At 30.2% G+C, this 13476-nt stretch carries 14 protein-coding genes; 8 read left to right on the top strand and 6 right to left on the bottom strand.

Annotated elements, in window-relative coordinates; genetic code table 11:
- From M3Z80_RS06685 to M3Z80_RS06695, 3 genes are all read left to right on the top strand, one after another.
- Window positions 1–614: RHS repeat-associated core domain-containing protein (locus M3Z80_RS06685; protein ID WP_293918734.1), on the top strand; the 614-nt coding region annotated here is incomplete at its 5' end.
- An 18-nt stretch (window positions 615–632) separates the two neighbouring features.
- The gene (locus tag M3Z80_RS06690) at window positions 633–878 is read left to right on the top strand and encodes a hypothetical protein (protein ID WP_293918736.1); all 246 of its coding nucleotides are present in this window, start codon (window positions 633–635) and stop codon (window positions 876–878) included.
- 143 nt (window positions 879–1021) lie between these two features.
- On the top strand, window positions 1022–1222 hold the full coding sequence (locus M3Z80_RS06695; RefSeq protein WP_293918737.1) for a hypothetical protein: 201 nt from the start codon (window positions 1022–1024) through the stop codon (window positions 1220–1222).
- Window positions 1223–1375: 153 nt separating this feature from the next.
- Here M3Z80_RS06695 and M3Z80_RS06700 read toward each other — a convergent pair whose 3' ends face one another.
- From M3Z80_RS06700 to rsmA, 5 genes are all read right to left on the bottom strand, one after another.
- On the bottom strand, window positions 1376–4459 hold the full coding sequence (locus M3Z80_RS06700; protein ID WP_293918739.1) for a UvrD-helicase domain-containing protein: 3084 nt from the start codon (window positions 4457–4459) through the stop codon (window positions 1376–1378).
- Window positions 4460–4525: 66 nt separating this feature from the next.
- A complete protein-coding gene (locus M3Z80_RS06705) occupies window positions 4526–5545 on the bottom strand; it encodes a cytochrome d ubiquinol oxidase subunit II (protein ID WP_293918741.1) in 1020 nt (339 codons plus the stop codon).
- A gap of 3 nt (window positions 5546–5548) precedes the next feature.
- Window positions 5549–6886 (bottom strand): cytochrome ubiquinol oxidase subunit I, encoded by a 1338-nt coding sequence (locus M3Z80_RS06710; RefSeq protein WP_293918743.1) that lies wholly within the window; start codon window positions 6884–6886, stop codon window positions 5549–5551.
- 486 nt (window positions 6887–7372) lie between these two features.
- Window positions 7373–7645, bottom strand: coding sequence for a YHS domain-containing protein (locus M3Z80_RS06715; RefSeq protein ID WP_293918745.1), 273 nt, complete (start codon window positions 7643–7645; stop codon window positions 7373–7375).
- 35 nt (window positions 7646–7680) lie between these two features.
- Complete coding sequence (rsmA, locus tag M3Z80_RS06720; RefSeq protein WP_293918747.1) at window positions 7681–8442, bottom strand: 16S rRNA (adenine(1518)-N(6)/adenine(1519)-N(6))-dimethyltransferase RsmA; 762 nt, start codon at window positions 8440–8442, stop codon at window positions 7681–7683.
- 50 nt (window positions 8443–8492) lie between these two features.
- On the opposite strand from rsmA, the gene M3Z80_RS06725 reads away from it, so the two are divergent.
- The 5 genes from M3Z80_RS06725 (at window position 8493) to M3Z80_RS06745 (ending at window position 12329) form a co-directional block, all read left to right on the top strand.
- Window positions 8493–9428, top strand: a complete 936-nt coding sequence (locus M3Z80_RS06725) for a cell division protein FtsX (protein ID WP_293918749.1) — start codon at window positions 8493–8495, stop codon at window positions 9426–9428.
- 29 nt (window positions 9429–9457) lie between these two features.
- Window positions 9458–9748, top strand: a complete 291-nt coding sequence (locus M3Z80_RS06730) for a DUF3098 domain-containing protein (protein ID WP_293918751.1) — start codon at window positions 9458–9460, stop codon at window positions 9746–9748.
- Window positions 9748–10569: an undecaprenyl-diphosphate phosphatase gene (locus tag M3Z80_RS06735; protein WP_293918753.1), complete on the top strand. Its 822-nt coding sequence runs from the start codon at window positions 9748–9750 to the stop codon at window positions 10567–10569. Before M3Z80_RS06730 ends, M3Z80_RS06735 begins: the two co-directional genes overlap by 1 nt.
- 183 nt (window positions 10570–10752) lie before the next feature.
- The gene (gene panB / locus M3Z80_RS06740) at window positions 10753–11568 is read left to right on the top strand and encodes a 3-methyl-2-oxobutanoate hydroxymethyltransferase (RefSeq protein ID WP_293918754.1); all 816 of its coding nucleotides are present in this window, start codon (window positions 10753–10755) and stop codon (window positions 11566–11568) included.
- Between the two features lie 77 nt (window positions 11569–11645).
- Window positions 11646–12329 (top strand): RluA family pseudouridine synthase, encoded by a 684-nt coding sequence (locus M3Z80_RS06745; RefSeq protein WP_293918756.1) that lies wholly within the window; start codon window positions 11646–11648, stop codon window positions 12327–12329.
- On the opposite strand, the gene M3Z80_RS06750 is transcribed toward M3Z80_RS06745, so the two are convergent.
- A partial coding sequence (locus M3Z80_RS06750) for an oligosaccharide flippase family protein (RefSeq protein ID WP_293918758.1) occupies window positions 12326–13476 on the bottom strand: 1151 nt, incomplete at its 5' end. The genes M3Z80_RS06745 and M3Z80_RS06750 overlap by 4 nt on opposite strands.

The raw sequence follows: 13476 nt of genomic DNA on the forward strand, positions 1-13476 counted from the left end.
TCAACTGGAACAGAGTTGAAGCTAAAAGTAAAACCTCGCGCGAAGAAAAAGGATGCACAAGGTTAGACCACAACCGTTTCCGATATTACGATAGTAATTCAGGAACTTATATAAGCAAAGATCCTATAGGACTTGCTGGAAATAACCCAAATTTGTATGCGTATACGCATGATAGTAATTCATGGGTTGACCCGTTTGGGTTAAATAAGTGTGGGGGTAAATTTAAAGAAATAAATAAACAAGCTTTACCTGATTGGATTGTTGAATCATTTGAAGGAGGTAACTACAAAACTGTTATGACACAAGAAGATATTATTGTTTATAGAGTTTTTGGAGGAAAAGCTTCTTCAACTGGTGCTTTTGTTACCACTGTACCTGCATGTAATCTTATTAACGCTAAAATAGATGCAGCTTTGTTACCTGAATGGAAAAATTCTAAAGAATTTGAAACAATTATAAAGGTACCGAAAGGAACAATACTAAATATAGGAAAGGTAGCTCCTCAGACAACTATATCAGGCACTATTTTAGAAGGTGGAGCTGATCAATATTTAATGCCTCAAAATTGGCCTTCAGATTGGATAGTAAAAGTAAATCCTTTACCATCACAATAAAATAAATTATCAAAAATAATGAAAGAGCAGCTTATAAAAGATATTGATTTTATAATTAAATCTTTAAATAGTATAGATAAAATGAAACTAAATTTTATCGTAAATAAGTATAATAAATTAAAAGAATTAATTTTGAATGATAGATTACACACTAATGTAATTAAGGGCTCTGTAAGAGCTTATTTAGATGTTTTTAGTGATTATGAAAACCCTATATTGGAAAAAATGAGCAAATTAGAAAAGAAGATAGATAGTATAATATAAATATTAATTTAAATTATTTTTTGAATGCACAAAAAGCTAACTTTTAGAAGTTGATTTGTTTGTTTTTCTAAGCATTCAACTTATCGAGACAAAAACTTAAAAGAAAAAATTAGTATAGAAAATTCCAATTTCATAAAAAAGATTTGCATATTCTTCATGGAACTGAAACTAGAGAATTTAAAGAAGATCTAAAATCTGGTATTGTAAAAGAAGTCGGTAAAGAATTTTATGATTATTACGAAATAGAAAAAAGTAATTTAAGTTTATATTATTACATTGAAAAAGATAAATATATATACATAGTTTCGGTGAAACCCAACCTCGTTTGTATAAACTATATTTAGAAGGAGTATATGAATTATATAGGTATTTATAAATTTAACTATCTCTGTATATAATTAAACTCATAATTTTTTTAATAAAAAAATTAAAAGATAAATAGAATTAAATAGTATCAACTAAATTTTATCATAAACACAAATAAATTACATTTATTATCAAATTGTTATTAATTCAATACTTTGATCGTTAATATAAACTAACATTTTACTTTCAATTTTTTTACCTAGAGCAAGAAAAGCCTGTTCGTATAATTCAATTTGTTTTCTATGTTGAGGCAATTTTTTTCCGGTTTTAAAGTCAATGATGATTAAGGATCCTTCATTTTCAACGATTCGATCCGGGCGATAAATCTTTCCTTCAAATATAATTTCACGTTCTTGATAGGAAATAACTTTTTTAGAAAAATATTTTTTAAGTTGAGGAGAGGTAATGACCTTTTTCACCATTTCTCCAATTTCTTTTTCTTGTCCCGAAAGGATCATACCTGACAAAACCTGTTTTTTTAATACATTTGGCAAATCATCCACTGTGTTTATCTCCGCTAAGATCGCATGTATACTATTTCCATATTGTATTTCTTCGTTTTCCTCGCTATAAAATTTATGAGCCTCAGTACTGATCTTTATTTTTGAATACCACCTTTCGGAAGTCCATCGAATTTCCTCTTCCTCAATAATCTGACTTGTACTTTTTTCTTTCTTTTTTTTATATTCTGCGGAAGGATATATCTCAACAATGCCTTCCGTTGACAACCCTTGATGATTTAAGAACTCATTAATAGGGCTGCTCACTTTATCTTTTTTCTCTTCCAATAAAAATAATTGTTGCGAAGCCCGGGTAGTAGCAACATATTGTATACAAAGCTCGTCTATTTTATTTTCAAATTCACGAGTAGTTACTACTTCTTTTATATTTTCATTGGTGTCATCTAATCCTGATTTAGTTGAAGTATAAAACTTATCAAAACCATTGTATAGATCTTCTTCCAGAGGAAACCAATATTCTTCTTTATTGGAATTACTATTGATCATAGGATAAATTACTATTGGAAATTCTAATCCTTTGGATTTATGAATGGTCATAATTTGGATAGCATTTCTATTATAAGGAAATCGTATCGAAAGCCCCGAACTTTTTAATTCCCAATTTTCCAAAAAATCCTGTAAACTTATCACTCCATTTTTCTCCAGCTGAATTATCAAATCTAATAATGCAGAAATATAAAGATCTTCCTTTTCACCAAAACCCAGCGAGCTAATAAATTCTTCGGCAAAATCATAAAAGCTAAGTGTATGAACTTGTTGGTAAGGTAAAGAAATGTTTAAAGTTTCATGAAACCAGAGTAAAGTATCCTCAAAAGACAACTCTTTTATCTTAATTATTTCTTCCGTAAAATCATTAAATTCTATTCTACCTAAGGTCCAGAGCAAGTTTAACATTCTTACAAGGTATTCTTTTTCTTCTGGATTGGAAATCCATTTCAAAGCATAAATAATAGCTTGTACTTCAGAAGAAGAAGTAACCGATAACGCCTCTTCAGTCAATATAGGATAACCTTTGGCTGCAATCTTTTCAACAATGGCAATACTATGCTTTTTATTCCTTATTAAAATAGCTATATCTTTAAATGAAAATCCATTGAGCAATGACTCTTCAATTATTTCAACAATTCTTTCTTCTAACAGATTTTCTTCTTGCGGTGCTATAAAAGAAACCTGTACCCTGCCCCCTTCTTTTAATTTAGAAATCTGTTGTGCATTAGCTCCGAATAAAGAACTGTATTCAGGATTATGTACCATATGAGAAGCTAAATAATTATAAAATTTATTATTGAAATCAACGACATTGGGCAAACTTCTAAAATTATTTTGTAAAGTTTCTACCTGTATTCCTTTATCTTCTGCATTCGTAACTAAATCAATTAAAATTTCCGGGTTTCCGGAACGGAATCTATAAATAGCCTGTTTAGGATCTCCTACCAGAGTAATTGAATTTCCCTCGGAAACTTTAGCATTTTCTAACAAGGGTACCATATTATTCCACTGCAATTGTGAAGTATCCTGAAATTCATCTATAAAATAATGGTTATATCTTCCCCCAAGCTTTTCATAAATAAACGCAACGGGCTCTTCTTTTAAATGCATCCCGATAATAGGATTTACATCCGAAAGGAAAAGTACATCATCTTCCGTTTTCCTCCTAGTTAAAAAACGATTTATCTCAGACTGTAACTCTATGGTAATTAAATTCTTACGAACCGAATCATCTATTTTAATTCTAGTTACCGCCTGTTTTATTTTATAAAACGCATCTATCATTTGCGGGGCCAAGATCCTAATGGTTGCCTCTTTTGTTGATTTTGATTTTGCATACTTTTCTTCTTCACAAAAAGCTTTATAATAGGTTGACGAAAAATTAATACTCAATAATTTATCAGTATCTAAAACTTTATAAAAAAGACCCGCCATCCCCCTTGCTCCCTGATAAAAATCGCTTACTTCCAACCCATTAGATTGCAACAATTTTATAACTGAAGAAGCAGTATCCTGAATTATTATATTATTTTCCTGAACTCGCTTAATGAGTATTTGATTTAATTTTTTAAAATCTTCAAATTCTCTTGCAGTTAGGGAATTTATCTTCTCAAGATTTCTCTCTTTCATAAAATTTTGTGAGGAAGAAAGCAGTTCTTTTCTAATATCTGTCGAAGATTCATTCTCAAATTTCCAAAATATATAATTTAAAATAACTTCTGCAAAAGGATTATCCGTACCCAATTCATCTACCAATTCATCTATGGACTGCTTAAGGTAATCCGAAGCATCTAATTCAACCGCAAAAGAATAAGACAATCCTAACTCTTTAGTAAAAGCTTTCATCAATCGTAAATTAAATTTATCAATGGTGCTAATTGAAAATAAAGAGTAATGATGCAAAAGGTAAGATAATGACTTGCAAGCTCGTTGATGCAATGTAAAAATATCTACACCCAATTCTTGCGATATTTGCTGTAAAATTGGGTTAATTTTATATTGATTTTGATCCGAAAAATCCTTTAGCCAAGAAAGAATACGGGTTTTCATTTCATTGGCTGCTTTATTGGTAAATGTTACTGCCAAAATTGAACGTACTGATTCAACAGAGTCATTTTGCAGTAAAATATTAAGAAAATTTTTAACCAATGTATAGGTTTTTCCGGCACCCGCAGAAGCATTGTATATAGTATAGCTTGATCCCATTAGGTTAAATACAAAAAAGGATTTAACAAAATTAGTTAAATCCTTTTTATTATGAAATTTTCTAAATTATTTAGTTTCTGTATTATTTTTTTTCTGAAAGGAATAGATTAAATGAAATACGCCCGGAAGAATAAATATACTTCCTAACATAAGGGCCCATGCTAACATTGCAATTGTTTTATGTATGCATTGATCTTCTGTCAAGGATAAGCAGCCGTGCTTTAAAATAACCAAATTAGGATAATGCTGATAAGTTACTGAAAATAATATAGTTAGAACCTGAAATCCAGCTAATAGCCTAATCCAAGAATGTTTTTTTAATTGTAGAGCATATAAAGTTCCAAAAATAGAAATAGTTGCTAAACTTACGGCGATCCAACCGATTACTTCACCAAATATCCATTCAAGTAGGGGTACTCCGGTAGTATAAGCACTTAGAAACACTATTCCACCGGTTATTACTATTGCAAACAAAAATATCTTAACCTTAGTTGTTAAATAAGTTAGATCATCAATATTTTTTACCTGAGATAAAGAATATGAAGCCGCCAAATATCCACAAATACTACAAGTAAAAATTCCTAGTGCACATCCGAACGGGGTGAGCCAACTCCATATATAAGCTGTCATAAAATCCGTAGCTCCCATATCTATAGTTCCCGATACTGTGGCAGCTGCGATCATTCCCAAAAAAAATGGAGTAATTACACTGGAATATCTGAATATCTTATTATAAACGTATTGCCAATCATCTTTAATAGCATCATAATTACGAAAGGAAAAAGCAGTTCCTCTGGCAATTATCCCCATAAGCATCAGTAATAAAGGTATATGTAAATAGGTGGAGAATACTGCATATATATCAGGAAAAGCAACAAAAAGAATCACGATTACAATAACAAGCCACATATGATTAGCTTCCCATACAGGACCCATTTCTTTGTACATGATTTTTTCAATTCTTTTTTCATTTTTCTGCTTACTGAATAGCTCTAAAATTCCAACCCCAAAATCTGCTCCCCCTAATAATAAATACAAAGCTATGGCTGTCCACAGGAAAAAAATAACTACATATAAATAAAACATACTCTATTTCTTATTAGATTTATAATTTTTATCAGTTGAATCATATAATGCAGGAACCATTTTCATTTGCCTGTATAAGAGGAAAATTACAATTGCTGACAAGGATATAAAAATGGCTGTGAATAAATAAAACGAATATACAATACCGGGCATTGGAGTAACAGCATCAGCGGTTCTCATTATTTTATAAATAATCCAAGGCTGACGTCCTACTTCTGTTACCGTCCATCCGGCTTCTAATGCGATATAACCAAGAGGTGTGGCTATAACAAAAAGTTTATAAAACCATTTTTTTGTAAGCCAAGTTTTATTTTTTAATCTAGCCAAACCATAGATAATAGCCAATATCATCAGGGCTACACCTAATATAATCATGATTTGAAACGAATAATGGGTAATGGCAACAGGTGGTCTGTCTTCCTTCGGAAAATCAGTAATACCTTTAACCGGATCTTTTAAATTACCATAAGCCAGAAAACTTAATAATCCGGGAATTTTTATAGCATAATCAACTCGTTCTTCTTTTTCATTAACAATCCCCCCCAATACAAATGAAGCGGGAGCTTCCGTATCGAAATGAGCTTCCATAGCAGCTAGCTTTTCAGGCTGTCTTTTATTCACGTCTTTTGCTGAAATATCCCCACTTATAGGTTGTAGCAAGGCAGCAATACAGGCACAAGTAGCAGCAATTTTAAATGCCTTTTTATGAAATTCAACATTTTTTTTCTTTAGGATCATTAATGCATGTAAACCAGCCACAGCAAACCCTGTAGCCACAAAAGCTGCTATAATCATATGTAATGCTTGTGAAAACCAGGCATCATTGAACATAGCTTTTACGGGGTCAATATTGATATAATTACCGTTGATATAATCAAATCCCGCAGGACTGTTCATCCAAGCATTAGCAGCCAAAACCAATATTCCAGATGTTATTCCACTTATTCCGATTAACAATCCTGTTAACCAATGAAACCACGGATTAAATTTATTCCAACCATAAAGAAAAAACCCAATGGCTATTGCTTCCACAAAAAAGGCAGTTCCTTCTAAAGAAAAAGGCATCCCGAAAATAGGTCCAGCATGTTTCATGAATTCAGGCCATAATAATCCTAATTCAAAAGAAAGCATTGTACCTGATACAGCTCCGGTAGCAAATAAAATTGCAATTCCTTTACTCCAAGCTTTGGTCAAACCTTTATATAATTCGTCTCCGGTTCTTAAATATTTATAATGTGAAATTGCCATAAAAAAAGGCATTACCATTCCTACACATGAAAATATAATATGGAATCCTAGCGAGACTGCCATCTGCGATCGGGCCGCAATAAAATCGTTCATAGTATTTAGAAATTAAAGGTTGTAAATTTATAATAAATCTTCACTTTTACCATCATTATAAATGAAGTTTTGCCGTAAAGCTTGAATAAGACATTAAGTAAACAACTATAAATTAATTATAATTACGATATTATTATATTTTTTTGGTATAGTTAAATTTATAATATTTCTTTATTTTAAAAAATACCTTACAATCATTGCAATAAAATAAATTACTGATTTCTATATAAAAATCATATCGCAAAAAAGCATTTATCCATTATATTTATGTTTATTTATAATATTTGAAAAATTTGCAGGATTGGAAAGATGAAGTTTAACAATATTAAAAATATTATAAAATACCTTTACTAACTAAAATCAAGAAGATATAGGTAAAACTAACAATGGTTATTTGATTTTTAAAGTTGCAATTTTCTTTTTGCAATATAATATTCTAAATAACAACCCGTATTAATCTCTATAAATTAAATTATAAGGAATAATTTATTGATTTTGGGATAAATATTTATTGGGATTTTTTTGAAATTCTTCTTTACAATTAGAGCTACAAAATCCATATAATTTTTTTTGATAGGTTAGCGTATCTCTTACATTATCTTTTGTATGCATATTACATACAGGATCAAGTTCGTTATCCACTTCCACATGAGATAATGTTTCACCTCCCATTGAATTTTCCTTCTGTTTAAATTCACAAGAGGTGAATGTTAACATAATTACTGACACTACTAGTACATAATCAATTTTTAGTTTCATAGACTTACATTTTTTATATTCAAATTTAGAGAAAATTATGAGTTCCACAATTGAGCTAACATTATAAAATCTTCAACGGATAATTGCTCTGCACGAAGATTTAAAAATTCATGCGATTCGATATGTTGGGGAATCCCTAAAACTTTCAATGCATTTCTTAATGTTTTTCTTCTTTGATTAAACCCTGCTTTAACTAATTTAAATAAAAACCCATCCTCTACCCCATCAATGTGATCACGATATCGTTCTAATCTTATAACCGCTGATTTTACTTTAGGTGGCGGAGTGAATACATTTTCATGAACAGTGAACAAATATTCTACTTTATAATAAGCTTGAGTAAGCACTGATAAGATACCATATATTTTATTTCCCTTTTGAGCAGCAATTCTTTCAGCCACTTCTTTTTGGAACATACCGACCATTTCAGGAATTATACATCTATTATCCAGTATTTTAAAAACAATTTGAGATGAAATATTGTAAGGAAAATTACCAATGACCGCAAGATTTTCCGAAAAAAAATTTTGCAAATCCAACCTCAGAAAATCTCCTACTATATTTTTTCCCAGCTGAGGATAATGTATTTGTAAATATTCTATTGATTCTTTGTCTATTTCAGCAACAAATACTTTACACTTTTTTTGTAGCAAAAATTGGGTAAGTACTCCCATTCCCGGTCCTACTTCCAATATTAAATCATACGGCTGATAGGATAGCGAATCTACTATTTTCGAAGCGATATTCTGATCATTCAGAAAATGTTGCCCTAAATGCTTTTTAGGTTTAACTTTCAATTGTATCTTTATTTTAACAATAATTTATATCCAAAATTACACTAAAATAAATGAAGTTTTTATATTTTAGCGAATATTTTAAAAATATGGCCAATAAAACAGACAAGCTAAATAAGGGAAGGTTACGTTCTTCTAATATTACTGTAGTCATCAGCATTTCTTTAGTCTTATTTTTAATTGGAATCATTGGCATGATTGTAATTAATGCCAATTCTTATATTGATTATTTGAAAGAACAAATGGTGATTGAGGTATTTTTTAAGAATGATAGAAATAAAGATAACTTAATTAAAAACGAAAAAGCGCAACTCAATTACCTTGATAGTATAAAAGTTAATCCTTACGTTAAAAAAGCTAAATACATATCTAAGGAACAAGCAACCTATACTGCGAAAAAAGATTTAGGAGTTGATTCTCAATCACTTTTTGAAGAAGACATATTTCCGGCCTCTATTACTATAGCTCTAAAACCGGAATATACAGATTCTATACATATTGAAACCATAAGAAATCAAATACAAAAAAATGTGTTGGTCGATGAGGTAAAATCCGATAGTAATTTATTAACTCAAATGAATAAAGGAGTGCGTAAAATCACTTTAGGCATTTCCATACTTGCCGGAATTATCTTATTAATAGCAGTTTCACTTATCAATAATTCCATACGTCTGAAAATTTACGCAAAAAGATTCATCATAAAAACCATGCAATTGGTGGGCGCCAAACGTTTCTTCATTATGAAACCATTTCTACTGCAAGCCTTCATCTTAGGTGCTATAGGTTCTGTTATAGCCTTGATACTTTTGTTTATTGTAAATTATATGCTTATTCGTTACAATATACTTCCTCCAATTGTAGATTATACAAATCATATTTTCTTGTCATTATTTATTATATGTATAGGTATTTTAATCACTACTACAAGTACTTGGTTCGCTACCTGGAGATATTTAAAACTTAAAATTGATGATTTATATTATTCTTAATTCTTAAATTGCCAAAAAATAAATTTTTGATGAAAGATAATTCAATAAAAAATAATTATTCTAAATCCGAAAAACCTTTTTTATTTGGAAAAAGAAATTATATATTCATGTTAATTGGGTTAGGATTAATAGCCTTAGGTCTTATTTTAATGACCGGACCTGACGCGAACACAGTTGATGGTGTATTTGATAAGAATAATTGGAACGAAGAAATTTTTAGCTTTAGAAGAATTCGACTTGCTCCCATATGCATTGTTTTAGGTTTTATCGTCGAAATTTATTCAATCATGACTTATTCCAATCCTAAAAAAATTAAATAATGAACACGTTAGAGGCAATTATAATTGCTATTGTTGAAGGTCTAACAGAATATTTACCTGTTTCTTCAACTGCTCATATGATTTTTACAAGTTCTATTTTAGGTATTCAGGAAGATAACTTTGTAAAAATGTTTGAATACTGCATTCAGTTGGGAGCGATTTTAGCAGTGGTTGTATTATATTGGAAAAAATTCTTTGATTTTAAAAGATTTAATTTTTATTTAAAATTAATGGGAGCCGTTATTCCGGCTTTAATTTTAGGAAAATTATTCAATGAAAAAATAGACGCTGTGTTGGAAAAACCTATACCGATTGCTATTGTGCTCGTATTAGGCGGGATCGTACTTTTATTTATTGATCGGTTTTTTAAAAATCCTACTATACTTAAAGAAGAAGATATTTCTATAAAACAAGCGATAATTATCGGCTTTTGGCAATGTCTCGCCATGATGCCCGGAACGAGTCGTTCTGCCGCTTCCATCATTGGAGGAATGCAACAAAAACTAAGCAGAGAAGTTGCTGCTGAATTTTCTTTTTTCCTAGCTGTTCCTACTATGCTAGCTGTAACTGTATATTCGTTGACATTAAAAACTTGGGATGAAAATGGTATTAGTATGAAAGGTTACGAGCTGTTAGCATCTAACAGTCATCAAATGTGGCTTTTTATCTTAGGGAACCTTGTTGCTTTTGTAGTTGCTATTTTTGCTATTAAATTCTTTGTAGAAGTTATAAAAAAATACGGCTTTAGAATTTGGGGTTGGTACCGAATTATAATCGGTTCACTATTATTACTTTATTTTATTTTCTATCAAAAGGCTTAAATTTCAACATTTTTTACTATTCTTACAATAATAATATCTTATTTAGCTTATAATAAAATTTATATAAAAATTATTTTCACTCGTCTTGATTTTTATATTTAAATTTTAATTCTACATCCATTGTACTTATAAAATAATCATTTACTTATTATAATAATCTTAATTTATTAAAAACTCATAGAAATGTCAATACATTCGGAAATAAAAAAGGTAACTACCTCTTCTTTCAAAAAAATGAAAGCTACGGGAGAAAAAATATCCATGTTAACCGCGTATGATTATACCATAGCCAAACTAGCCGATGAAGCAGGATTGGATGCAATTTTGGTTGGAGATTCGGCAGCTAACGTTATGGCGGGTTACGAAACAACATTGCCCATTACCTTAGATCAAATGATATACCATGCGCAATGCGTGTCTAGAGGAATTAAAAGAGCTATGTTAATTGTAGATTTACCCTTTGGCACATATCAATCCGACCCTATGCAAGCCTATCGTTCAGCAGTTCGAATTATGAAAGAAACCGGTGCAGCAGCGATAAAAATGGAAGGTGGAATTGAAATTAAAGATTCTATTGAAGCTATTGTTAAAGCAGGTATTCCAGTAATGGGACATTTAGGATTAACTCCACAGTCCATTCACCACTTCGGTTCTTTCAAACTAAGGGCAAAAGAAAATGAGGAGGCCGATAAGTTGATAGCCGATGCGAAGTTGTTAGAAGATATCGGATGTTTTTCAGTTACATTGGAAAAAATCCCTGCTCTATTAGCCGAAAAAGTTACTAAAGAATTACAAATAGCTACCATAGGAATTGGAGCGGGAAATCTTACAGATGGCCAAGTTTTAGTCATTCACGATATACTAGGATTAAATAAAAATTTCAAACCTAAATTTGCCAGAAAATATATAAACCTTCACGAACAAATTGTAGAGGTTGTTTCGCAGTATATAAAAGATGTAAAAAGTCAGGAATTTCCTAATAAGGACGAAAGCTTTTAAAAAATTTCGTTATCTAGCCAATTTTTAGAGGGTGTTAATGATTTATAAATAATTGAATTAGATTAATTTCATGGATCATGCTTAATGAAAATCAAATACTTTTTGAAGATAATCATCTTTTAATTATCAATAAAAAAGCAGGTCAAATCGTTCAGGGAGATAAAACCGGAGATATATCTCTCTTGGATGAGGTTAAATCTTATATTAAAAATAAATATTCCAAGCCTGGAAATGTATTTGCCGGATTAGTGCATCGCATCGATCGTCCAACTTCCGGTATTGTAATATTTGCGAAAACCAGTAAAGCACTTTCTCGATTAACAGAAATGCTAAAGAAAAGAGAAATAAAGAAAACTTATTGGGCAGTAGTTAAAAAAAATGAAATTCCTGAAACACAAAGACTGATTCATTATTTAAAAAAAAATGAAAAGAATAATAAAGCTATCGTCTACAATCATTTTACTGACCATGCTAAAGAAGCTATCTTGACCTATACGATTGTAAAAAAATCAGATAACTATATGTTATTACAAATTGATCTGGAAACCGGTAGGCATCACCAAATTCGTGCACAATTAAGTGCAATAAAATGTCCTATAAAAGGAGATTTAAAATATGGTGCAGATCGGTCAAATCTTGATGGAAGCATTCATCTATTGGCAAGAAAAATTGAATTTATACATCCTGTAAAAAAGGAAAAAATAATCTTGGAAGCTCCTATCCCGGAAAATGATAATTTATGGAATAACTTAGTAAATTAATTTTTTTTGAAATATTTATATACAGCAAACATATTATAAAAACCGGAAAATAAATAGGCAAATCCGGTAGACAAAGCCGCTCCTAGAATACCGTAGTGAGGAATCAAGAGTACTCCGATCACAATTTGTATTAACATGGCACCCACGGAAGCAAAAATATTCTTTTTTAGCAGGCCTAGTGCAGCGGTAATATTTCCAAATGGAATTAAAATCAGTAAACAAAATACAGATATCAATATCAATACATAAAATGCTGAAGTTGCATAATAATTGTTTCCAAACAATAATTTAATTATATAGTCTCCAAATAAAGAAAACACGATGATAAGTAAGAATCCTATAAATAAAAAAATAATAAAATAATTCTTCAAATAGGTTTGAAAATATTTTTTATTAGTATGGTTTTTTACAAATTTTGGATAATCTGTTACTACAAACATCTGAGCTAAAAAGAAAAGATTTAAAGGTATGATAGACGAAATTCTGTATTCCGCTATGCTTGTGGCCGAAAGAAAATAACCCACCATGAAAGTATCCAAAGATGAAATGGAACCGTGTAAAAAATTCGCAATTGAGCTTCCAAAAGAATAATTCCAAAATTCTTTTTTTGAAACAGGAAACTTTTTATAAGGTTTAGCTTTAAAGTGTTTCTTAACCTTAAAAGAAAAAAAGATAAAGGACATCGATAGGGAAATTACATATCCATACATTCCAAAAAAAAAGCTAAGAAATAATGAAACTATTAGCGTGAAAACATTAAATAACATATCTGTTATTGCATAGGCATAATTATTATTTCTAATCTGATAATCAATTCTTATTTGGTAAAAAAAAGAAAGGCTAACTAAACGAAAGCTTAGAATTAATGAAATTGTCACTAAATAATTGTATTTAGTAGAAAAAAATAGGCAAATAATAAGAAATATAATTATAGTAATAGTATTTAAGGCATTACCTGTTTTAAAATTATAATTACTTAATATATCTTTTTCGTTTGAAGTTGAAACCAGGGATCCGAATCTAAGCAATCCATTTTGGCTTCCCATATTTATAAATGGCATAAGAAAAGACAAAATAGATAAGGCTAACGAAACTGATCCAAATTCTTCTTTAGTAAGCATTCTAACAATAAAGAAAGAATTGACTA

It is taken from the genome of Apibacter sp., from assembly GCF_025291155.1.
GTDB lineage: Bacteria > Bacteroidota > Bacteroidia > Flavobacteriales > Weeksellaceae > Apibacter.